General features: G+C 57.5%; 15 protein-coding genes. 10 read left to right on the top strand and 5 right to left on the bottom strand.

Annotation, left to right across the window (positions count from 1 at the left end):
- Positions 1-63: 63 nt before the first annotated feature.
- Positions 64-3057: an HD domain-containing phosphohydrolase gene (locus tag PSES9_RS0100800; protein WP_029529301.1), complete on the top strand. Its 2994-nt coding sequence runs from the start codon at positions 64-66 to the stop codon at positions 3055-3057.
- Positions 3058-3136: 79 nt separating this feature from the next.
- Here PSES9_RS0100800 and PSES9_RS0100795 read toward each other — a convergent pair whose 3' ends face one another.
- Entirely contained in the window at positions 3137-3478 is a 342-nt protein-coding gene (locus PSES9_RS0100795) for a YggL family protein (RefSeq protein ID WP_010483086.1), read from the bottom strand.
- 241 nt (positions 3479-3719) lie between these two features.
- Here PSES9_RS0100795 and dacB point away from each other — a divergent pair, with 241 nt between their 5' ends.
- Entirely contained in the window at positions 3720-5162 is a 1443-nt protein-coding gene (gene dacB / locus PSES9_RS0100790; protein WP_010483085.1) for a D-alanyl-D-alanine carboxypeptidase/D-alanyl-D-alanine endopeptidase, read from the top strand.
- Positions 5163-5262: 100 nt separating this feature from the next.
- Here the strand turns inward: dacB and rlmKL are convergent, their stop codons facing one another.
- Complete coding sequence (gene rlmKL, locus PSES9_RS0100785) at positions 5263-7509, bottom strand: bifunctional 23S rRNA (guanine(2069)-N(7))-methyltransferase RlmK/23S rRNA (guanine(2445)-N(2))-methyltransferase RlmL (RefSeq protein ID WP_010483084.1); 2247 nt, start codon at positions 7507-7509, stop codon at positions 5263-5265.
- A gap of 426 nt (positions 7510-7935) precedes the next feature.
- Here rlmKL and rmf point away from each other — a divergent pair, with 426 nt between their 5' ends.
- Positions 7936-8151, top strand: coding sequence for a ribosome modulation factor (rmf, locus tag PSES9_RS24415; protein WP_010483083.1), 216 nt, complete (start codon positions 7936-7938; stop codon positions 8149-8151).
- 84 nt (positions 8152-8235) lie between these two features.
- Here the strand turns inward: rmf and PSES9_RS0100780 are convergent, their stop codons facing one another.
- Both PSES9_RS0100780 and PSES9_RS0100775 read right to left on the bottom strand, forming a co-directional pair.
- Positions 8236-9261 carry a quinone-dependent dihydroorotate dehydrogenase gene (locus tag PSES9_RS0100780; RefSeq protein ID WP_010483081.1) on the bottom strand — a complete coding sequence of 342 codons (1026 nt, stop codon included), beginning with the start codon at positions 9259-9261 and terminating at the stop codon, positions 8236-8238.
- 158 nt (positions 9262-9419) lie between these two features.
- Complete coding sequence (locus tag PSES9_RS0100775; RefSeq protein WP_010483080.1) at positions 9420-9641, bottom strand: DUF2835 domain-containing protein; 222 nt, start codon at positions 9639-9641, stop codon at positions 9420-9422.
- Between the two features lie 129 nt (positions 9642-9770).
- Between PSES9_RS0100775 and PSES9_RS0100770 the strand changes: the two genes are divergently transcribed.
- Positions 9771-10646, top strand: a complete 876-nt coding sequence (locus PSES9_RS0100770) for a DUF6685 family protein (protein ID WP_010483078.1) — start codon at positions 9771-9773, stop codon at positions 10644-10646.
- Positions 10647-10787: 141 nt separating this feature from the next.
- On the opposite strand, the gene PSES9_RS0100765 is transcribed toward PSES9_RS0100770, so the two are convergent.
- Entirely contained in the window at positions 10788-15638 is a 4851-nt protein-coding gene (locus tag PSES9_RS0100765) for an NAD-glutamate dehydrogenase (protein WP_010483076.1), read from the bottom strand.
- A 709-nt stretch (positions 15639-16347) separates the two neighbouring features.
- Between PSES9_RS0100765 and PSES9_RS0100760 the strand changes: the two genes are divergently transcribed.
- Genes PSES9_RS0100760 through PSES9_RS0100735 form a run of 6 tightly spaced genes read left to right on the top strand, consistent with a single transcriptional unit; the run spans position 16348 to position 23248 of the window.
- Positions 16348-17334: an AAA family ATPase gene (locus PSES9_RS0100760; protein WP_010483074.1), complete on the top strand. Its 987-nt coding sequence runs from the start codon at positions 16348-16350 to the stop codon at positions 17332-17334.
- 4 nt (positions 17335-17338) lie between these two features.
- Positions 17339-18280, top strand: coding sequence for a DUF58 domain-containing protein (locus PSES9_RS0100755; RefSeq protein WP_029529299.1), 942 nt, complete (start codon positions 17339-17341; stop codon positions 18278-18280).
- Complete coding sequence (locus PSES9_RS0100750; RefSeq protein WP_010483071.1) at positions 18277-18771, top strand: DUF4381 domain-containing protein; 495 nt, start codon at positions 18277-18279, stop codon at positions 18769-18771. The genes PSES9_RS0100755 and PSES9_RS0100750 overlap by 4 nt, the downstream gene beginning before the upstream one ends.
- Positions 18764-19789, top strand: a complete 1026-nt coding sequence (locus tag PSES9_RS0100745; RefSeq protein WP_010483069.1) for a vWA domain-containing protein — start codon at positions 18764-18766, stop codon at positions 19787-19789. Before PSES9_RS0100750 ends, PSES9_RS0100745 begins: the two co-directional genes overlap by 8 nt.
- Positions 19782-21605, top strand: a complete 1824-nt coding sequence (locus tag PSES9_RS0100740; protein ID WP_010483067.1) for a VWA domain-containing protein — start codon at positions 19782-19784, stop codon at positions 21603-21605. Before PSES9_RS0100745 ends, PSES9_RS0100740 begins: the two co-directional genes overlap by 8 nt.
- The gene (locus PSES9_RS0100735; protein WP_010483066.1) at positions 21602-23248 is read left to right on the top strand and encodes a BatD family protein; all 1647 of its coding nucleotides are present in this window, start codon (positions 21602-21604) and stop codon (positions 23246-23248) included. The genes PSES9_RS0100740 and PSES9_RS0100735 overlap by 4 nt, the downstream gene beginning before the upstream one ends.
- Positions 23249-23381 lie beyond the last annotated feature (133 nt).

The following is a 23381-nucleotide window of genomic DNA, read 5'->3' as shown; positions in this document are numbered from 1 at the left end:
GCATAGTTCATTATTCACTATGCTTTCATTCTGCCATCACCGCAGTTTCGGGAGCAATTCTGCATGACAGTTAGTGAACTAACCGGAAATAGGCGTTTTCCGCTTCACGTCCATATTAGTTTTCTATTTACTTTGCTACTGCTTAGTACCGGTATCGTGCTGGGTATTTTTAATTATCAGCAAACCAGCCGAATTATTCTTTCAAGCAGCCTCCAGCTATTCGAACATATCAGCGATCAAGTCGATCGCGATCTGCACGATACCTATATCCCAGTCGACAACCTGCTCAACCTGCTCGCCCTGGATGAGCGCAACATGGGCGAAACCCGCGACGCACGCTTGTCAATGCTGCCCGTGTTTGCCCAGGCCCTCAATGACCACCCGAAACTTGCCTCCTTGTACCTGGGCTATACCGACGGCGACTTCTTCATGGTGCGTCCACTGCGCACCGAAAAGCTGAAGAAAATCTTCGACGCCCCGGACAATGCTGCCTTTCAGGTGTGGAGCATAGAGCGCACCAAAGGTGCTCCAACCAAGGCTACGCACCTCTACTTTGATACCAAGCTCAACTATCTGGGTGAACGCGAGATTAACAACGAGCCCTATGATGCGCGAACCCGGCCCTGGTACCAGGAAGCGATGCATAGCAATGCAATGTTTACCACCGAGCCCTATGTGTTCTTCTCCTCCGGCGATGTCGGAACCACAGTTTCGCGGGTCAGCATGGGCCGCAGCGTTATTGGTGCGGACATCACCCTGGCTGACCTTTCACAAACACTTGCCAAGCACGAGATTACCCCCTCGACCGAAGTCGCCCTGTACAGCCCGGATGGTTTGGCCGTTGCCTATCCAGACATTAGGAAACTCATTACAGGGCACGATAAAGCCCACCGCGCCAGGTTTGCAGAACTCAGCCCAGTAACCGCCAGCCTCAGCAAAAAAGATCCAGATGGTTCGCTCCAGGGTTCGATTGAACTTGATAAGCGCGATTGGCTGGTTTCCCAGATGAAGCTGGACATGGGTGGGCCCGAGGGGTTGCGCCTGACCATTATGGCGCCAGAGGACGAGCTGCTTGCAGAAGCCCATAGGATGCGCTGGATAAGTGCAGTAATCACCTTGGGCATTTTATTGCTGTGCATTCCGCTGGGCTGGTCCCTGTCCCGGTTGCTGGTAAAGCCGCTGCGTGGACTGGTCAGTGAAGCAGAAGCGATACGTCGCTTCGACTTTAAGCATCCCTCCTGCGCCAGCTCGCCAGTGCTCGAAATAGAACTCCTTGCCGTGGCGATGGCGCGGATGAAGGAAACCATCTCCAGCTTCCTTGAGATCGCAGCCAGCCTTTCGGCTGAAACACGCTTTGAGGCCCTGCTCGAGCGCGTACTCGAAGAAAGCTTTGAGGCCCTGCTCGAGCGCGTACTCGAAAAACCCGCCGGGATCAGCCAGGCGCACGCCGGCTTGATCTACCTGAACGACGCCGATGGCAAACACCTGGAAGCCAAGGGCTTGTACCTCGACGGCCCGCCAATGAGCCTGGAAGACCTGCAAATCAGCAGCTTTGCAATCGACGATGAGCGCATGCCGGATTGGCTGAAAAATCCGGTCAGAGGAGGCGCAAGCAGTATCGCCTCTATCGGTTTTGACCAGGCGGGCGATTACCAGAAACTGCTGCAAGCGATGGACTCACCACGCACTCATATCGTTGCCACGGGCTTGCATAATCGTCAGGGCGATACTGTTGGAGTGCTGGTGCTGCTGCACAAAGACAGCGGCACCGAAGCAGACATCCCGTTCCAGAGCCCGGCGCGGGTCGCATTTGTCGAAGCCGTGTCCGGGGTTGCCGCACTGTGCATTGAAAGCCAACGCCTGCTGGATCGACAAAAACAACTGCTCGACGCCTTTATCCAACTGATTGCCGGCGCAATCGACGCCAAGAGCCCCTACACCGGCGGGCATTGCCAGCGAGTGCCGGAAATCACCATGATGCTGGCCAAGGCTGCGGCCAGGAGCCAGGCCCCGGCCTTTCGCGACTACAGCCCCACCGAAGAAGAGTGGGAAGCACTGCATATTGCGGCGTGGCTGCATGATTGCGGCAAGGTCACCACACCTGAGTACGTGGTCGACAAAGCGACCAAGCTTGAAACCCTGTACGACCGTATCCATGAAATTCGCAGCCGCTTCGAGATCCTCAAGCGCGATGCCTGGATCAGTTATTGGCAAGCGCGCGCGGAAGGCGGCGACGATGGGGTGCTGTTAGCCGAGCGCGACCAGTTACTGGCTGAACTCGATGATGAGTTCAGCTTTGTTGCACGCTGTAACCTTGGCGGCGAAGCCATGGCCGAAGCCGATATCCAACGCCTGCAGCGTATCGCAGAACGAAAATGGTGGCGCACCCTGGACGACCGGCTCGGACTGTCATGGGAAGAAAGCCAACGGATGGAAGGCACCCCATCACCCGAGCTTCCCGTATTGGAAAACCTGCTGGCCGATCAGCCCCGGCATTTGGTCGAACGCCCCGCAGGTGAGCTGATTGCCGAAAACAACCCTTGGGGCTTCAAGCTTGAAGTCCCGCAATACAAGTTCAATCGTGGCGAACTCTATAACCTGAGCATAGCGCGAGGCACATTGACCGCCGAAGAGCGCTATATCATCAACCACCACATCGTCCAAACCATACTCATGCTTGATCACCTGCCCTTCCCCAAGCACCTTAAGAACGTAGCTGAAATCGCCGGCGGGCATCATGAAAAAATGGATGGCACCGGTTATCCAAAACGCTTGCTTCGCGAAGAGATGAGCCTACCGGCAAGGATGATGGCAATTGCCGATATCTTCGAAGCCCTGACCGCAGTCGATCGTCCCTACAAGAAAGGCAAGTCACTGTCAGAGGCAATTGCGATCATGGCTGGCATGTGTAAAGGCGCGCACATTGACCCCGACCTGTTTGGCCTGTTTATCCAGGGCAAGATCTATAGGCAGTATGCAGAACGCTTTATGCGGCCGGAACAGATTGATGAGGTGGATGAAGCCCAGGTACTGATCAAGGCGGGACTTGCTGATTAAGGCCTGGGTTCGATGCGTCGAACCCAGGCACAGCACAATCAATGACCGGGCACGCATTGCGCGCGCCCGGCTTCAGGCTTCAAGCCTTGTTGATTGGGTTTTCCGGGTACCAAACGTCGAGCAATGGGCTGACATTGAAATCAGCCAGCTCAGAGCGACCCTTGAGCCAGGCTTCAACATTGGCGCGCTGTTCTTCGCTGACCGAGCCGCGCTTGTCAAGGCAAACCAGGCCGTAGTCATCGCCACCGACATAACCAAGACCGTTGCCTTCCATTGCCTCTTTCAGAAACTGATCAAGGAAAGCGTCAACGACTTCATCGGTCAAATCGTCTTTAAAGTTCAGGTTCAGCTCAAAACCCAGCTCCTGAAATTCATCGACGCATAGTTTTTTGCGCAGACGGCGGGAACGATTAGTAGCCATGAAACAATCCTCAAAAGTGATATCGCCGCGCACTTTAGCAGTTCCAGCCTATTTATGCCCGAAACTCTGCAACTCATCGACTACCGACCTACCTTAAAACACTAAATTGATGTGCAATCTTGTTCACATATTTCGCACAAACCTATGCTTACGGCATAATGTGTCATGTATGAAACATAGATCGCAGCAGTATCTCGCAGATTACAAGTCACTTTTCAGCTACGCCCAGGGGGCGTAAATCATGATCAAACAACTGCGCCAGTTAGCCATTGTCAGTTTGTTACTACCTCTTTCTTTACCTCTGTATGCCGCCGTCAACGCCACTATTCCGGCCAAGGTTGAGCAGGCGCTTAAAGCTAACAAGGTCAGTCCGAAATCTTTTTCCCTCGTCACCATCCCGCTTAACGGTCCAGGTAACAGCACCTATTACAACGCTGATGTTTCGGTTAACCCGGCCTCGACCATGAAGTTGATCACCACCTTCGCCGCACTTGAATTGCTCGGCCCGAATTACCAATGGGCGACCAGCTTTTACACCGACGGTACCCTGAGTAATGGCGTACTCAAGGGCAACCTGTATTTCAAGGGAGGTGGCGACCCCAAGATGAACATGGAGAAGCTGTGGTTGCTGCTGCGTGACCTGCGTGCCAATGGCATCAAGCGCATTACCGGTGACCTGGTGCTTGATCGCAGCTATTTCATCCAGCCGCAACTGCCTCCGTTCAACGATGATTCGGGCGACAGCTACAAGCCCTACCTGGTGGCCCCTGATGCGCTGTTGATCAACTTCAAGGCGCTGCGCTTTATTGCTCACTCCGAAAGCGGCCGGGTGCAAATTACCACCGAGCCGCCAATCGCCAATGTGCGCGTCGATAACCAGGTAACAGCGCTTAAATCCGGCAAGTGCCCGTCATGGCGCGACGGCATTCGCTTTAGCCCAACGCCCACCGCGACCGGCTTCACGGTAACCGCGCAAGGCAAGCTGGCTGATGGCTGCACCACGCAGAGCTACATATCCCTGCTCGACCAGCCCAACTATGCCGCAGGTACGGTGCGCGCATTGTGGAAGGAACTGGGCGGCAGTATCGATGGCCAGGACCGCCAGGCGCCTGTACCGAGCAAGGCTCGCTTGCTGAGTCGCGCCTACTCGCCTGACCTGGCGGAGATCATCCGCGACATCAACAAGTACAGCAACAACACCATGGCGCGTCAGTTGTTCCTAAGTATCGGAGCCAAGTTCCGTACCAGCGCCGACGCTGACGACGCCAAGGCCGCACAGCGGGTAATCCGCGCCTGGCTCGCCCGCAAGGGTATTACCGCATCGCAACTGGTGATGGAAAACGGTTCTGGCCTGTCACGTGCCGAACGCGTCAGTGCCCGTGAAATGTCGAAGATCCTGCAAGCAGCCTGGAACAGTCCTTACGCCGCAGAGTTCATCAGCTCGATGCCCCTGGCTGGTCGAGACGGCACCATGCGCAAGCGCCTGCGCAACACGCCGATGGCCGGTGAAGCGCATATCAAGACCGGGACCTTGAACAACGTGCGCGCGATCGCAGGCTTCAGCCGCGACAACAAGGGCAAGAGCTGGGCGGTGGTGGCAATCATCAATGATCCAAAACCCTGGGGCGCGTCATCCGTGCTCGACCGGGTACTGCTCGAACTGCAAAAGCAGCCATCACGCTAGGTGTTGGCAATACAGCCAAAGCCTAGCCTCAAGCGCCAGGCAAGACATGCAAAAAGGCCACGCTTAGCGTGGCCTTTTTGCATGTCGTCGATAAACAACCCTAACCGCGAGCGGTGATACGCCAGGCGCGGTGAATCTTGCTATTGCGGGCAAAGTCCGGGTCCAGGGTCGAGGCCGTGATTTCTTCAACCTGGTAACGCGCCGCCAGGGTCTCATCGAGAACAAACTTGCGGAAGTTGTTGGAGAAATACAGCACGCCACCGCTGGCCAGGCGCGCCATTGCCAGATCCAGCAAAGCCACATGGTCACGTTGAATATCGAAGATGCCTTCCATGCGCTTGGAGTTGGAGAAGGTCGGCGGATCAATGAAGATCAACTCGTATTCGTTGCGATCCTCGGCCAGCCAGGCCATGACATCGCCCTGCTCGAGTTTGTTCTTGTCAGAAAAGCCGTTGAGCGACAGGTTGCGTCGCGCCCAATCCAGGTAAGTCTTGGACAAATCAACACTTGTGGTGCTCCGAGCACCGCCCTTGGCCGCATGGACCGAAGCTGTCGCTGTGTAGCAATACAGGTTGAGGAAGCGCTTGCCTGCGGCCTCGCGCTGAATGCGCAAGCGCAGTGGCCGGTGATCGAGAAACAAGCCGGTATCGAGGTAGTCGGTCAGGTTGACCAGCAACTTGACCCCGCCCTCGTTGACCTCCATGAACTGGCCCTGGGTACTCTGGCGCTGGTACTGCTTGGTTCCGCTCTGGCGCTCGCGGCGCTTGATCACGACCTTGCTCTTGTCAACATTCAACGCCTGCGGGATAGCGGCAAGCGCATCAAACAGCCGCGCCTGGGCCTTCTCTGGCTCGATGGAGCGTGGCGCAGCATATTCCTGCACATGCACCCAGTCGCCATAGAGATCGACAGCCAGCGCGTACTCAGGCATATCGGCATCGTACAGGCGGTAACACTGCACTGCTTCCTTACGCGCCCACTTGCCCAGTTGCTTGAGGTTCTTTTGCAGGCGATTGGCAAACATCTGCCCCCCTTCGCTCAACCGCGCCTGCTCCACCGGCACGGCAGCAGGTGCTGCTGACTTGGCTGCGACGACCGGTGCAGCGCTGGCGACCAACTCGTTTTGTTCACGCTCGCGCTCACGCTGCTCGGGTGTACGCCGCTCGCCGGTAACAAACTGCTCAGGCTGGACCTTGATCAACAACAGCTTGCACGGCAATGCCCCGTTCCAGAATGCGTATTGCTTGTGGCTGCGGATACCCATGCGCTTACCCAGGTCCGGCGCACCGGTAAATACCGCTGCTTCCCAGCCCATGCAGGCCTGGCGCAGGCGCTCGCCAAGGTTCTGGTAGAGATACAACAGGCTGGCTTCGTCACCCAGGCGTTCGCCGTAGGGCGGGTTACAGATGACCAAGCCTTTCTGGTTCTGATCGGGGCGTGGCTCGAAAGTGGCCACCTCGCCCTTGTAGACCTTGATCCAGTGGCTCAGGCCTGCCCGATCGATGTTGTTCTTGGCTGGCTGAATCAAGCGTGGATCGGCCTCGTAGCCGCGTATCCACAATGGTGGCTTGGCCATGCCAATGTCGGCGCGCTCCTGCGCTTCGGCTTGCAACTTCTTCCAAATCGCCGGCACGTGGCCCAGCCATTTGCTAAAGCCCCATTGCTCACGGGTCAGGTTCGGCGCCACATCAGCGGCCATCATTGCCGCTTCGACCAAAAACGTACCAACACCGCACATGGGGTCAGCCAGGGCGCCGCCTTCGGCGGCAATGCGCGGCCAGCCAGCGCGGATCAGCACGGCGGCTGCTAGGTTTTCCTTGAGCGGCGCAGCACCTTGCTGCAAACGATAGCCACGCTGGTGCAGGCTATGCCCGGAAAGGTCGAGCGACAAGATTGCCTCAGCGCGATCCAGGCGCAGGTGAATACGCAAATCCGGGTTGAGCTTGTCCACCGATGGCCGGGTCCCGTCTTTCTGGCGCAGCTTATCGACAATCGCGTCCTTGACCTTCAGCGCACCGAAATGGGTGTTATCAATGCCCGAGCCATTGCCGCTGAACTCAACGGCCAATGTACCGTTTGGCTCCATGTGCTCGTACCAGTCAACTTCCAGTACGCCTTCATACAGGCTCTGGGCATCTTTGACTGGAAAGCGCTTGAGCACCAATAGCACCCGGTTAGCCAGGCGGGACCAGAGGCACAAGCGATAGGCGGTTTCGATTTGGGCAAAGCCGCGAACGGCTGAAGTGTGTTCGCGCACCTCTTCCAGGCCCAGTGTGCTGGCCTCTTCAAGGAGCAACCCTTCAAGACCTTTTGGGCATGTGAGGAAGAGTTCGTAACGATCCGACATGAGAATTTCCAGTGGCTAACGCCGTTAGTGGCAGGCAAACAGATGTGCACAGCCAAAATAAGTGACAAAAAGTCTCAGCGCGACCCTTCGTCGGAATAAATAACAGTTGCAATCGCGACCAGTTCGCGATGGCAGATTACCAGTAAAGCATCGGCAAAGCCCCGCCCGGCCTGTGCCGTATCAACAAACCAATGATCGGGCCAAGATGCCTTATGGCCATACCATCAAAACTGTTACGCCCTTATGACAAAACGATCATTCACACAGGCCCACGCATTGGTTAGAAATCTACCTAGGTTATCGCCGCAACGGCGACAACACAGGAGGCTCGCGACGCCGGCAGCGGACTCCATCGGCAGACCTTTCTGCCTGATCTCGCCATGAGATCTACAGGACATAACAGTCAACAAGTGAGGGCAACACCCTATGAGAAGACTTAAGCGTGATCCTTTAGAAAAAGCTTTTTTACGCGGCTATCAGTACGGTATTCATGGTAAATCACGAGAGCTCTGTCCATTCACCCTTGCCTCAGTTCGCCAAGCTTGGTTAAACGGCTGGCGAGAGGGCCGCGGAGACAACTGGGACGGTTTAACAGGCACTGCCGGTATCCATAGACTCAACGAACTTCATGCGGTCGGTTAATTCCAGGACATAACCGACACAATAAAGTGCGCCCCAGCCGGGCGTCGGGCTAAGCCCAAGGGGCTCCTATTCAAGGAGCCCTTTTCATTTTTGCGGCAACCCCGCGATGGCATCCACTGCCTCACGAATCAGCGCAGGGCCTTTATAAATAAAGCCTGAATAAATCTGCACCAGGCTTGCACCTGCAGCGATCTTCTCGGCGGCATGCTTGCCCTCGGTGATACCGCCCACGGCGATAATCGGCAAGCGCCCCGCCAGTTCAGTCGCCAACACCTTGACGATATGCGTGCTCTGCTCGCGTACCGGCGCACCAGACAAACCTCCAGCCTGATCGGCATGTTCAAGGCCCTTGACCCCTTCACGCGAGAGTGTGGTGTTGGTTGCGATAACCGCATCCATACCTGTCTCAACCAGCGCCTGGGCCACCTGCACGGTTTCCTCATCGGTCATGTCTGGAGCAATCTTGATCGCCAAGGGCACGCGCTTGCCATGTATCTGGGCCAGGTCTTCCTGGCGCTGGCGCAACGCTTCGAGCAACTGCTTGAGCGAGTCGCCGAACTGCAAGCTGCGCAGCCCCGGTGTGTTTGGCGAGCTCACATTGACTGTGACATAGCTGGCGTGGCGATAAACCTTGTCCAGGCAGATCAGGTAGTCATCAACAGCCCGCTCGACCGGGGTGTCAAAGTTCTTGCCGATATTGATGCCCAGGACGCCTTTGTATTTTGCCGCCTGCACACGAGCCAGGAGATGATCAACGCCATGGTTGTTGAACCCCATGCGATTGATGATGCCCTCGGCCTCGGGTAGACGAAACAAGCGCGGCTTGGGGTTGCCAGGCTGCGCACGCGGGGTCACGGTGCCAATCTCGACAAAACCAAAGCCCAGTTGCGCGAAACCGTCGATGGCATCTCCATTCTTGTCCAGGCCAGCCGCCAGCCCCACCGGGTTGGCAAACTGCAACCCCATGACATTGACCGGCAAGCTGGCAGGCGCCTTGGTCAGCAAGCCGTTGAGACCCAGGCGGCCACCAGAACCAATCAGGTCAATGGACAGTTCGTGGGAGGTTTCAGCGGAAAGCTTAAACAGCAGCTCGCGGGCCAAGTTATACATGGGCAGGCTCAGCTCGATTTATCAGAGTTGGAAAGGCGGTGATTATACAGACCAGGGGCACAGCGAGGAACCATCAACCAAAGCCAGCCCGTGAAGCGGCTGCACAACCTGGCCAACGGGCCAGGAAAATCCAATTCACAGCCTCTAACTCTGGTGTCTCAGCTCAAACGACGTAAACTGAGCAGCTTGCCGAATTCATTGAATTCGATTTCAAATACACCATTGACGCCCAAGTGGGTGACAAAGGGACGCAAGTGATGGATCGGCATGTTGACCCGCCGCCCCTCGCGACTTGTCAGCACAAGACGACTTGCATCACCTTGGTAATACAGTTGAAGTGTTTGCCTGGAAAGCGCTATATCCAGCAGCAAGCTAGGCATGGAGGCTCCTTTAGTAATGCTATTGATACAAGCGCGGCCCAGCGCCCCCGGACAACACTGCGTTTTGCGTGCAGCAAGCCGGCGAGTCTGCCACACTGGCTCTGGCGCACACAGAGTATGTAACCGGCTATGAGCCCGCACGCCCCAAACAGCAGCATCAGCTCTCGTCTCACTGCCCTCGCCCAGCGCTTGGGCCTGATTGGTCGTGGCCCGCGACAAATTCTGGAGCGCGCCAGTGAATTAAAGCTCGCGTTCAATGATATCCCCAAACGCGAGTCCACCATCAGTTGGGAGCACGGCATCCCCTGGCACTATCTGCTCGACCTGCCGCGAAGTGCGTTATCCGGCCCCGTGCAGGAGGACAAGGCCCATGCGCGATCAATGCTGCTCAAGGTCGTCAAGACTCAACAACACAGCGAGGACAGATTGGACCTGCGCAAGGTTGATGGACTTGCCCATTGCCCATCGGAGCATTCGCGCCTAATCAGCCTTGAACAGCTTGCTGCCACGGACTTCTGCCGCCAGGCACGAATCATCAGCTACAAGGACTTCGTCAAAACCATCAGCCTTGCACTGCCGCGCTTTCTCGCTGCGGAGGCAGTCCAGCTGCAGCAAGCCAGTTGGCATGGCACACGCCTGTTCTGGGGCGGTGACAGCAACGGCGATGCGTTTGCCAGCGCCATTGTCTATGCCAGGCGACGCGAACTGGAAGTCAGCATGCCCATCCTGATGACCAGCTATCAACTAGACAGCGAAGGCTTGCAGCAATTAAACCTGCACTACCATGTGCTGGCCATGCCTGCCGCGGCCTGGAGTGATGCCGGTTTCATGGCGCTGCTACTTGAAGTGCCCTACTCGCGACTGGCCTTCAATGGCCGCTCTGGCGCGACTGAAATACTCCTACTGCCCAAGCAATCGGCGCAGGCTTGCGCCCTGGGTGAAGGCTTGTTGATCGCCGGCGCCACTGACGTGGCAGCACACCTGCAAAAAATTGCCACGGGTTGACACCGCCACCCGCCAAGCCCTGTTGACCGGCGCCTGTCACTAGCGCCCTCGCGCCCGGAATACAGTCAGCAGCGCCTGCAATTGTGCAGCCAATAAAAAGCCCCGCACTTGGCGGGGCTCATAAGTCACAATGACTTGGGCTTAGCTTGCACTTCCGGTTTGCGCCAGGTCCATCAACTCCCGGTTAGCCACTGCATACATGGCGTAATCGGTGGTTGTCGCGGCACGCAGTTCCGCCAGCATGAACTTCCAGCGCTCGACCATGCGCCGATGCTCTTCTATCCAGACCTGAACACGCGCCTCGATATCCTCTGGTGCATCGGTCATTTGCAGAACCGATACAGTGATTCCGCGCTGCTGGTAATCCAGGTCGTCACGGAAGGCTTCGCGGGCCAGTCCCTGCCAGTTATTTTCAACCGGCAAGCCGTTGATCTGCTGCAAGTACCACGACAGCTCCAGGCTATCGCCAATCGCGAAGTAAGCCTCGGCAACACGCGCCGGATCCTGTCCGGTGACATCCGAAGCCTCGATGATAGGCAACAAGGTATAGAGCTGGCTGGTGCCTGCAACCACTTGGGCCAGTTCTTCCGGCACACCAGCTTCGACATAAGCCTGGAAGCGCGCCAGCCACTGCTCACGCGCCGGGCCTTCAAGCAAGTCCTTGAGGCTCAGTGCCAGGGCCTCAACCCGCGGCCCAAAGTGCGCGACATCGCGTGCGGCATCCAGGTCGTTACGACGACTGCGCAAGAACCAACGGGTTGCACGACGACCCAGGCGCATCAGCTCGTCCATCATCTGCAATTGCAGCTCGGCAGGAACCTTGTGATCAAGCGCCTCGATCTGCTTCCACCAGCGCGGCAGGTGGAACACATCACGCACTACCACATAGGCGCCAGCCACATTGGCCGAACTCATGCCGGTGGAATCCTTCAGCCGCTGGACGAAGGTAATGCCCATGTGGTTGACCAGATCGTTGGCAAGCTGGGTGCTGACGATCTCGCGCTTGAGGCGGTGCTGACGCATCGACTCGCCAAACTTGTCGACCAAAAGCGCCGGGAATGCGCTCTCCATTTCGCGCGCCAGATACTCATCATCAGGCACTCGCGAAAGCAGCAACGACTCTTTCAAGTCGATCTTGCTGTAGGAGATCAATACCGATAGCTCCGGACGGGTCAGCCCAAGGCCGTTGGCGGTACGTTCGTTGAGTTCATCATCCGTGGGCAAGAACTCCAGCGCACGGTCCAGTTTGCCTGCGGCCTCAAGCACCAGCATCAAGCGCTTGTATTCACCTACGCGCTCACGGGCGCGGCGCGTAGCTACCGACAATGCCTGTGTTTGCTTGTAGTTGTTACCCAGCACCAGCGCACCCACGGCATCGGTCATTTCTGCCAACAGCTTGTTACGCTGCTTGCCGGTCATGTCGCCTGCGGTCACGGTTTCGTTGAGCAGGATCTTGATGTTCACTTCATGGTCGGAGCAGTCCACACCACCGGCGTTATCGATGAAGTCGGTGTTGCTGGAGCCGCCATGCAGGCCAAACTCGACACGACCCAGCTGGGTCATGCCGAGGTTACCGCCCTCGCCCACAACCTTGGCTCGCAGCTCGCGTCCGTCGACCCGCAATACGTCGTTGGCCTTATCGCCCACATCGGCATGGCTTTCCTTGCTCGACTTGACGTAAGTGCCGATCCCGCCGTTCCAGATCAGGTCAACTGGCGCCTTGAGCAATGCATTGAGCAGCTCGGTCGGGGCCAGCTTGTCTTCACTGATATCGAAACGCTCCTTCATCTCCGGGCTGATGTCGATGCTCTTGGCGCTGCGCATGAAGATGCCGCCACCTGGAGAGATCAGCGAGGTGTCGTAATCCGTCCAGCTTGAGCGGGGCAGATCGAACATGCGTCGACGTTCGACAAAGCTTTTTGCGGAGTCCGGGTTCGGGTCGATAAAGATATGCAAGTGGTTGAATGCCGCCACGACCTGCAATTTATCCGAGAGCAACATACCGTTGCCGAAGACGTCACCGGCCATGTCGCCAATACCGATCACGGTGATCTCATCGGTCTGTACGTCGATACCGCGCTCACTGAAGTGACGCTGCACCGACACCCATGCGCCCTTGGCGGTGATGCCCATGCCTTTGTGGTCATAACCGGCCGAGCCACCCGAGGCAAAGGCATCGCCCAGCCAGAAGTCGTATTCGGCGGCAATACCGTTGGCGATGTCGGAGAAAGTTGCGGTGCCCCTGTCAGCCGCCACCACCAGGTAAGGATCATCCGGGTCATGACGCACAACATTGGCCGGCGGAACGACTTCGCCTTCCTTTAGGTTGTCGGTGATATCAAGCAAACCGCTGATAAAGATGCGGTAGCAGGCAATACCCTCGGCCTGGATCTCATCGCGCGTACCATTGAGCGGCAACCGACGGGGCAAAAAGCCGCCCTTGGCGCCGACTGGAACTATGACCGCGTTCTTGACCTGCTGCGCCTTGACCAGGCCCAGCACTTCGGTACGGTAGTCTTCCTCGCGGTCGGACCAGCGCAAGCCTCCCCGCGCGACCTTGCCGCCGCGCAGATGCACGCCTTCGACACGTGGCGAGTAGACGAACACTTCGAACATGGGTACCGGCTTCGGAATTTCCGGAACGGCCCGAGGGTTCAACTTGAAGCTGAAGTACGACTTGCTCTGGCCGTTGGCATCAGTCTGGTAGAAGTTGGTGCGCAGTGTCGCCTTGATCAGGTCAAGGTAACGCCGCAGGATGCGATCCTCGTTAAGCACTGCAACATTGTCCAGCGCGCCAATGATGGCCTGCTCGAGCTTCTGTTGTTTATCCTCAAGGTCATCGGCTGTCAGCTTGCGCGCCAGGTAAAAGCGCGTGCGGAACAAACGCACCAGTTCCTTGGCGATATCGGCATGATTAAGCAGGGTTGCCGCCACATAGCTCAACGAAAAGCCCAGGCGAATCTGCTTTTGGTAACGTGCATAGGCCCGCAGCAACGCGACTTCGCGCCAAGGCATGGCCGCTGTCAGCACCAGGCGGTTGAACGCATCGTTCTCGGCATTGCCGCTGACGATATTGACGAAGGCGTCTTGCAGCGTGTCGTTGAGTTGCTGGATATCGACATCAAGACCTTCGGCATAGGTGAAAGCGAAATCGTGGATCCAGTATTCCTTGCCATCGCTTTGGAACAAGCGGTACGGAAACTCGCCCAGCACTCGCAGGCCCAGGTTTTCCAGGATGGGCAATACATCGGACAATGGCAGCGGCGTATCGGCGTGATAGAGCTTGCAGTGCAGCAAGTTATCGCCTTGCGCCAGTGGCTGATAAAAACTCATGACCAGCGGGCGCTCGGCGCTGAGGCTGAGCAGGTGCTGCATGTCGACCACCGCCGAATGCGGTGCAAAGCGCTCGCGATAACCGGCCGGGAAGCCTTTCGGGAACTCAGCCAGCACGTTGGTGCCCTGGGCCTCGCCGAGACTTTCAATCATCAAGCTGGCGTAATCGTCCTTCCACGAACGGCAGGCTTGAATCACCTCTTGTTCAAGGCGTGCAGGATCGATGGTCGATTTGTTCTTCGGGTCTACCCGCAAGATAAATTGAACCCGTGCCAGCACGGACTCGGAGAAGAAAGTCCAGAATTCGCAGTCTGTCGCGTTGAGGCGCTCCATCAGCACTTGCTGGATCTTGACCCGCGTTTCAGTCGAATAGACATCGCGCGGCACATAGGCCAGGCAATAGCAGAAACGGCCATAAGGGTCACGGCGCAGGAATACGCGGATCTTGTTACGTTCCTGGATCTGCACAATCGACATTGCCGTGTTGAACAGCTCATCGACTGGAGTCTGGAACAGGTCATCGCGGGGCAATACTTCCAGGACTTGCGCCAGTTCCTTGCCCAGGTGAGCCTTGCTGTCGAAGCCGGAACGTTGCTCGATCTCGGTAATTTTGCGGCGGATGTAAGGGATCTTCCACACACTTTCGGAGTAGACCGCAGAGGTGTACAAGCCCATGAAACGGTACTCTTTGACCACCTTGCCCTTGCTGTCCAGCTCACGGATGGAGACAAAGTCCGGGTACGCCGGTCGGTGAACACGGCTTGGCACTGCGGCCTTGGCAAAGGAAAGCAGCTTGGGCTCGCGCAGGTAGCTTACGGCCTCTTCTTCAATGTGCAGCTCTTGGCTGCTCAGGCCGGTACGCAGCCCCTTGGACAATCCCAGCAGTGATTTTTCGTCATACACCAACTGGCCGCCACCAGGCGCGTCGACAACGGTAAACTCCTCGTAGCCGAGGAAGGTGAAGTTGTTGTCGAGCAGCCAACTCATGAAGACCTTGATTTCTTCCAGCTCGGCAGAATCAACCTTGAGCTTGGTCTTGCTCAGCCAGACCAGCAGCTCTTGTGCCTTGGCTTTCATTGGCAGGAAGTCTTCGACACTGGCCCGTACTTCAGCGAAAACTTCATGGAGTGACTTGGCCAGGGCCTGCATTTCCGCGTTGTTGGCGCAGCGATCGATCTCCAGGAACATCAGCGCTTCCTGGGTAACATCCTTACCGGTCGTGCCCTTGGGCAGAATTTCCTGCAGCTCGCCTTTCTTATTGCGGCGAACATTGAACACGCTGTTCTGCAAGGTATGGATATTGTAGCCACGGCGGTTGAACTCCATGCGTACCGAGTCAACCAAAAACGGTGTATCCGCATGCAGGATCTCGACAGCCGTGTGGGTGGACTGCCAGCCATGCTTCTCGTAATCAGGATTGAATACACGAACCTGTGGTTCGCTCGGATCAAAACGTTCAAGCAATCGCCAGGAGGACAATGTGCAGCCAATCAGGTCGGACAATCGACGCTGGATCAGCTCCTCAAGTGCAATAATTCCAAAAAATTGCTCAGCGAAAAGGCTTATTTGTGGTAGCCCTTGTTCGCTAACGTGCTGAGCCAACGCCGCTTGCAGTTGATGCTGAAAGTCGGCTTTGCTGGCCGCCGTAAAGAACGCCATGGCTTGTATGCTCCGTTTGGCTTGTAAAGAAACTAAGGCAGTGTCGATAAGGTTTAGTGCCCCAACGTAGTAACGTTAGTCTACGAGGCGCCTATTGCATTACAGTGGCACCTCTTTGTATCTGGCGACTTTCGAGACTGGCGGGTCACATTTGCCAGCCCAGCTTACCGATGGAGCACGGCCAAGCGCTTGTCAGGCTGCGACATTTTCTTTCACTAAGCATGCGTGCTTCCCATACAGCGGACATCAACGCCAGCTGTCCAGCGGCTGCATACCCTTGACCCAAAGTTCACAAGCGCCTGACCCGGATCGGCCAGGCCTGTGTTTTTGCTCTGAACCCTGGGCGATCACAGGCAGTTCCGAATCAGCAATGCGGCGAAATGTCACTACACCCACGCTTGAGCAGAGCGTAAAACATTGGCGTCAAACATGGGCCAAGCCACCACGCCTGATGGAGAGCATGTTTTTTTTGCAACGCCCCCTAGTTTTTTCGCCCGGCGACGCCATATGCACTGCATAGGCAAAACTTACTTCCGGTAAGCGCTCGAATCGCTCAAAATCAGCCGTTATCGCCCGGCCCTGTTGTGCGATCATGTGGCTATTGCTGCGGGTTCGCAGAGACGTGTACCGGTAGCGGCCTAAACCCAATAGTTTTACGTGCGGTGCGTTGAACAAGCTGTCACACCTTAATTGGTACAGGATTGGTATTTTGGAAAACACAGAAACCGCGAAAGGCCCGGATCACCGGGCTGCATTGAATGAACTACGCCACTTTCTTTCAAGCCAGATCCTCGGCCAGGAAAAACTCGTCGAACGACTGCTGATTGCCCTACTCGCCGATGGCCACATGCTGGTCGAGGGTGCGCCCGGCCTGGCCAAGACCAAGGCGATCAAGGAACTTGCCGAAGGCATCGAAGCGGAATTTCACCGGATACAGTTCACCCCGGATCTACTCCCGGCCGATATTACCGGCACCGAAATCTACCGCCCGGAAACCGGCAGCTTTGTGTTCCAGCAAGGGCCAATCTTCCACAACCTGGTACTGGCCGACGAAATCAACCGTGCGCCAGCCAAGGTCCAGTCGGCCTTGCTCGAGGCCATGGCTGAGCGCCAGGTCAGCGTTGGTCGCAGCACCTATGACTTATCACCACTGTTCCTGGTCATGGCCACGCAGAACCCAATCGAACAGGAAGGTACATACCCGCTGCCCGAAGCCCAGCTTGATCGCTTCTTGATGCACGTGAAAATTGGCTTCCCGGATGCAGTGGTTGAGCGCAAGATTCTCCAGCAAGCCCGTGGCGAAGCACTTAACGGCGAAGCCAAGCCTGAACACAGGGTAAGTCAGCAAGCCATTTTTGCCGCACGCACCGAAATTCTCGGCCTGTATATGGCTGAAGCGGTAGAGGAATACCTTGTACAACTGGTCATGGCCTCACGCACCCCGGCCAAGTTCGACGCGGAACTGGCCGAATGGATTGCCTATGGCGCCAGCCCCCGGGGCACCATCTCGCTGGATCGCTGTGCCCGTGCCCATGCCTGGCTTGCCGGTCGTGACTTTGTCAGCCCGGAAGATGTGCAAGCCGTGCTTTTTGACGTGTTGCGTCACCGCATTATCCTGTCGTTCGAGGCAGAGGCAGCGGGCATCGACCAGGACCGTGTTATCCAGCGTATTCTCGACGTAGTGGCAGTTGCCTGACACCATGCACCTATCTCCTAGCCAGCCTGGCGTTCGCGTTAATCTCGCGGAATTGATCGACATGCGCCATCGCGTGCGTGAAGTACAGCTGTTCTCTTCACCCTCCAGGCGCAGCCCGCTGATTGGCCTGCATCACTCCAAGTTGCGCGGGCGCGGTGTCGATTTCGATCAAGTACGTATTTACCAGGCTGGCGATGATGTACGCACCATTGACTGGCGAGTAACGGCCCGCACCCAGGAACCGCACACCAAACTCTTCCATGAAGAACGTGAGCGCCCCATCTATATCCTGGTCGAGCAGAGTCAGCGCTTGTTCTTCAGCTCCAGGCTGATGTTCAAGTCGGTACTGGCCGCGCAGGTAGCCAGCTTGATTGGCTGGGCAGCGTTGGATCACAACGATCGCGTTGGGGGCCTGGTGTTTGGCAACAACGAGAATCACGAAGAAAAGCCACGGCGCAGCAAGCAAAGCCTGCTGCAATTACTCAGTCGCCTGGCAAAGGCCAACCAAGCCTTGCCTGGCGACTTACAAAACAACCGCGACGCCTTTGGCCTGGCCTTGCGCCGCGCACGCGAAGTACTGCGCCCAGGAAGCCTGGTCGTGGTGGTTTGTGATGAACGCACCTTGAATGACGCCAGCGAACAGCAACTTGGCCTGCTTGCCCGCCACTGCGAAATCCTGTTGCTGCCGATCTCCGACCCACTCGACCAACAGTTACCGGATGCCGGCCGGTTGCGCTTTGCCCAACAGGGTGCCCAGCTGGAGCTGGACAGCCACAACAGGGATCTGCGCAAGGCCTACCAAACCCAGGGGGAATCCCGTACGGCGCGCTGGCAGCGGCTTTCGCAAAAGCTCGGTGTGCCCTTGCTACCACTCACTACCGAGCGCGAAATGGTTGACCAACTACGTGACCACCTCAATGGCCAGCGTAGCAGGAAGCAGTCATGAACCCACTCGACCAACTCGAACCCTTGATCGCACCGCAAGCCGTCGGCTGGTGGCCGCCAGCACCTGGTTGGTGGCTGCTGCTACTGCTCGCCCTGGCGGCAACGATCTGGGCCATACGCATCTATAGACGCCGTGCGCCCAGACTTAAAAAGACGCGTACGGATTCAGCCATGGACCCTGCTCGCCTCGCCGCGCTAGCTGAACTCAATCAACTGCAAAAGCCCTACTACGGCGCCGCTGCCGGACCTTGGTTACAACAGCTCAACGCCCTGCTCAAGCGCTTGTGCCGACAACGCTATCCCGACAGCAACAGCCATGTGCTTAGCGGTCGTGAGTGGCTGGCATTTCTCGACAACCGCTGCCCTGCCGCTGGACTGACGCGCTGGATGGTGCTGGTCGAGGGCAACTACAAGCCCAACTGCATACTCGACGACAAGGCGATTGAAGGCCTCAACAGCGCCGTTGATATCTGGATTCGCAAACATGTTTGAATTCACCTGGGCATGGATTTTCCTGCTGGCGCCCTTGCCCTGGCTGCTACGCATGGTATTACCGGTTGCCGATAGCGGCGAAGCGGCGCTGAACGTCAGCTACCTGAGTGAACTCGAAGGCCTTAGTGGCCGCAAGGCGCGGGCCAACTTGTCCAAATGGCGGCGCCAAGCCCCCTTCGCCCTGCTCTGGATTTGCCTGCTCTGCGCAGCAGCACGTCCGGAATGGGTCGGCGAACCACTGCCATTACCCGCCAGTGGTCGTGACCTGATGGTAGCCGTGGATATTTCCGGCTCCATGGAATACGCCGACATGCAGATGGACGGCCACGACGTCAGCCGCCTGACGCTGGTCAAACATTTGATGGGCGAGTTTATTCAAGGCCGAGTCGGAGACCGTGTTGGCTTGATCCTGTTTGGTAGCCAGGCATACCTGCAAGCACCGCTCACCTTCGACCGAAAAACCGTGCATACCTGGCTTGATGAAGCCGTCATTGGCATCGCTGGCAAAAACACCGCCATCGGCGATGCCATTGGCCTGGCAGTCAAGCGCCTGCGCGAACGACCGGCAACCAGCCGTGTACTGGTGCTGGTCACCGACGGCGCAAACACCGGTGGTGAAATCGAACCAATGCAGGCTGCGCGCCTGGCTGCGGACTCGGGCGTAACCATCTACACCATTGGCATAGGCGCGGACCCACAACAAGGCGGAATCATGGGCATGCTTGGCCTGAACCCTGGCCTGGACCTTGATGAGCCCACGCTGCAGGGCATCGCCGATCTTACCGGCGGTGAATACTTCCGTGCCCGCGACAGCGACGAGTTGCAAGCCATCGAAGCCACGCTCGACAAACTGGAGCCGGTGGAGCAAAAACCAACCCTGGCCCGTCCCGCCAAGGCGCTTTACGTCTGGCCGCTCGGCATTGCCATGCTTTTGAGCCTGTTGCTGGTGATCCGCGAGGTCTGGCCACAAATCCAGCAAGCCATGAGTCGCCTGCTTCTGCGAGGCCGCAATGATTGAGTTATTGAATCAAGCCTGGCCGCACTGGCTGCGTCCCTACTGGCTAGCAGTATTACCACTGCTGTGTGCATTACTGTGGCTGCTGTGGCGCCGGGAAAAACGCGCTGGAAGCTGGCAACAAATCCTACCTCCGGCCTTCCACGCAGCCTTGCTCAGCGGTGGCGATGGTCGTCGCAGTCGACTGCCCTGGTTATTGCTCGCCTGCGCATGGCTGCTGGCCTTGGTCGCCTTGGTCGGACCAAGCTGGCAACAGATCGAACAAAAAACCCTCAAGCCTGCTGACCCGCTGGTCGTGATGCTAGAACTGTCACCCCAGATGCTTGCCGCCGACCTGTCGCCGGACCGGCTCGAGCATGCCAAACGCAAGATCATCGACCTGCTCGAAGCGCGCCGTGATGCCCAATCGGCAATTGTGGTCTATGCCGGCAGCGCCCATACGGTGGTGCCACTGTCTGATGACCTGGCCACCTCACGCAACCTGCTCGAAGCACTCAAACCCTCGATCATGCCGGAACCTGGCCACCGCGCCGACCTGGCACTGGCCAAGGCGCTCGACCTGCTCAAGCAAGGCGGCCAGGGCCATGGCCGCCTACTGCTGATCACCAGCGGCTTGAGCAGCCAGGAACAAGACGGCATCGCCAGCGCCATGGGAGGTTCTACCAGCCACCTGAGCATACTGGCCGTTGGCACCAAGCAAGGTGCGCCTATTACCCAGGAAGACGGCAGCTTCCTCAAGGATGCCAAGGGCTCAATTCTGATTCCGCGGCTGGATAGCCAGGGCCTCAGCCAGTTTGCCCAACGGCTTGGAGCAGGTTACCAACGCAGCACCATCAGCGATAACGACATTGAGCGCCTTGGTTTGCTCGATGGGCCCAGCCAGATGCGCGACAACGGCCAAAAAAGCCGCTTGCAAGCCTGGGCAGACCAGGGACACTGGCTGTTATTGCCCCTGCTACTGCTGGCTGCATTTGCCGGGCGACGCGGTTGGCTGATGTGCCTGCCAATGTTGCTGCTGAGCATGCCGCAACCTGGCTACGCCTTTACTTTCGACGACCTATGGCTTCGTCCGGATCAACAGGGCCAGCAACTGCTGCAACAGAACCGACCTGAAGAGGCTGCCAAGCACTTCACTGACCCCCAGTGGCAGGCCCAGGCGCTCTACCAGGCAGGCAACTATCCTGGTGCAGCCGAACGCTTTGCCACCAGTGACAGCGCTGCCGCCCACTACAACCGGGGCAATGCGCTAGCCCGGAGCAATGAGCTGGAAGCCGCAATCGAAGCCTATGACCAGGCCCTTGAATTGCAGCCCGACCTGACCCAGGCGCAGAAGAACAAAGCACTGATCGAACAAATGCTCAAGCAAAAGCAGCAAGAGCAAAACGACAAGAAAAACCAACAGGACCAACAGGACCAACAGGACCAGGATAAACAGCAACAACAGGGCCAAGGCCAGGACCAGCAGGCAGGTGACTCGCAGAATCCCGGCCAGCAAGCCAAGGACTCATCACAGCAGGACGCTAAGTCCAAGCCTGATCAGCCTTCCGACCCAGCCAGACAGCAAGGCGCCGACAAAGCCCAGTCCAAAGACCCCGGCGAGCAAGACAAAAAACGTCAAGGCACACAGGCCAATGCGCCAGACAAAGCGGCGGACAAGCAAGCCAAAGCCAAGCTCGCGGATGACTCAACCAGCCCAATGGACGCCGAGCGCCGCCAGGCTATGGAACAATGGTTGCGACAGATCCCCGATGACCCGGGCGAATTGCTGCGCCGCAAATTTTGGTACGAACAGCAACAGCGTCAGGAAACCAAACGATGAAACGCCTGTTTTGCACTTTTCTCCTCTGCCTGCTCGCCTTCACGGCGCAAGCTGGCGAGAACTTTACTGCCAGCGTGGATCGAAGCCAGATCGACAGTGGAGAAATGGTCGAGCTGACACTGGAGTCCGATGACACCACCTTGTTTGGCAAGCCAGACTTGAGCCCGCTGACCAAGTTGTTCGATGTATACAGCACCCGCCAGGTCAACCGCCTGACCAGCGTCGACGGCGCATCACGCGCCACCACGCGCTGGATAGTGACCATCTCCCCCAAGCACGACGGCTATGTGGTTATCCCGCCCATCAGCCTTGGCGATAAGACCACAGAGCCAATCACCCTGCATGTGCTGAAAGCCTCCGAGCGTAACGACAAAGATAAAATGGCGCCGGTATTCATTGACGCCAGCATCGATAAACAAAGCGTCTACGTACAGGCCCAGGCGATTCTCACCCTGCGTATCTATCACTCGGTTTCGCTTTACGATGACAGCAGCCTGACGCCACTGGAAATTGACGACGCACGGGTCGAACCATTGGGCAAACCGCATACCTACGAGAAACAGATCAATGGTGTGCGCCATGGTGTAATTGAACTGCGCTACGCCATTTTTCCGCAAAAAAGCGGCACTCTGACTATTCCTGCCCAAACCTTCACCGCCACTACCGTTGGTCGTGCAAACCCCAATGACTTCAACCCATTTGGCCCTCGTCCAGGCAAGGTTGCCCGGGTCAAGTCATCGGCCATCCCACTAACGGTCAAAGCCAAGCCGGCCAGCTACCCAAGCGATGCCCCCTGGTTGCCCGCCAGCGCACTGAGTTTGGCTGAGTCCTGGTCACCGGAACCGGACAAGGCCAAGGTCGGAGACTCGTTGACCCGTACTTTGCTACTCAAAGCCGAAGGCCTGTCCAGTGCTCAACTTCCGGCCCTGCCGCAAACCCAATCCAGCGGCTTTAAACGCTACCCGGATAAACCCCAGCTAAGCAATGAAGCCAGCGAGCAGGGAATAATCGGCAGTCGCGAGGAGCGTGAAGCCCTGGTCGCCAATCAGGCTGGCAAGGTTGAACTGGCTCCGGTTGAAGTGGTGTGGTGGAACACTGACAAGGATCAACTCGAACGCACCAGCGTGCCTGGACGCACACTTGAGATTGCCGCCAATAGCGACATCACCACCGACCCGATACCAGCTCCCGCCCTACCCGTCACGTCCCAGGCTGGGCAAGCCGTCTGGCCCTGGCAACTGGCATGCTTCATATTGAGCCTGACCAGCCTGATCGGCTTTGCCCTGTGGTGGTACGCACGTCATCAGCCTGCAATCACCCGTGTCGCCCCGACCGGGCCGAGCCCGCGCTCACTGCTTGATGACATCAAGCGTGGCTGCCTGGCCAACGATACACAGGCCAGCCGTGCCGCGCTCGATGCCTGGGCGCGCCAGCAGCCGGAAACACTGGCAGAAATGGCTGCGCGATACGAACCCCTGTCTGCAGAACTGCACAACCTCAATGGTGCGCTTTACAGCGAAACAGCCCAACATTGGCAGGGTGAGGCCTTGTGGCAGGCGGTGCGTTCGTTGCCGCCTCTGGCCCCGAGCGAGACAGCCAGCAACGCCGATAGCAGTGCCTTGCCTGCACTTTACCCGCGCTAAAACAACCGCTCTTGAAAGGCAGGCCAGGAACCTGCCTGGGCAACAAGAGTCTATTCATGGCAACAGATGTACAGCACAAAATCCCCCTGGCCTGTCCGCAGTCCAAACCATGGCATGTCAATCATTAGAGGAA

This window comes from Pseudomonas sp. S9 (assembly GCF_000222125.1).
In the GTDB taxonomy this organism is placed as follows: Bacteria; Pseudomonadota; Gammaproteobacteria; order Pseudomonadales; family Pseudomonadaceae; genus Aquipseudomonas; species Aquipseudomonas segetis.
This window is presented reverse-complemented; position numbering and strand designations above follow the sequence as displayed.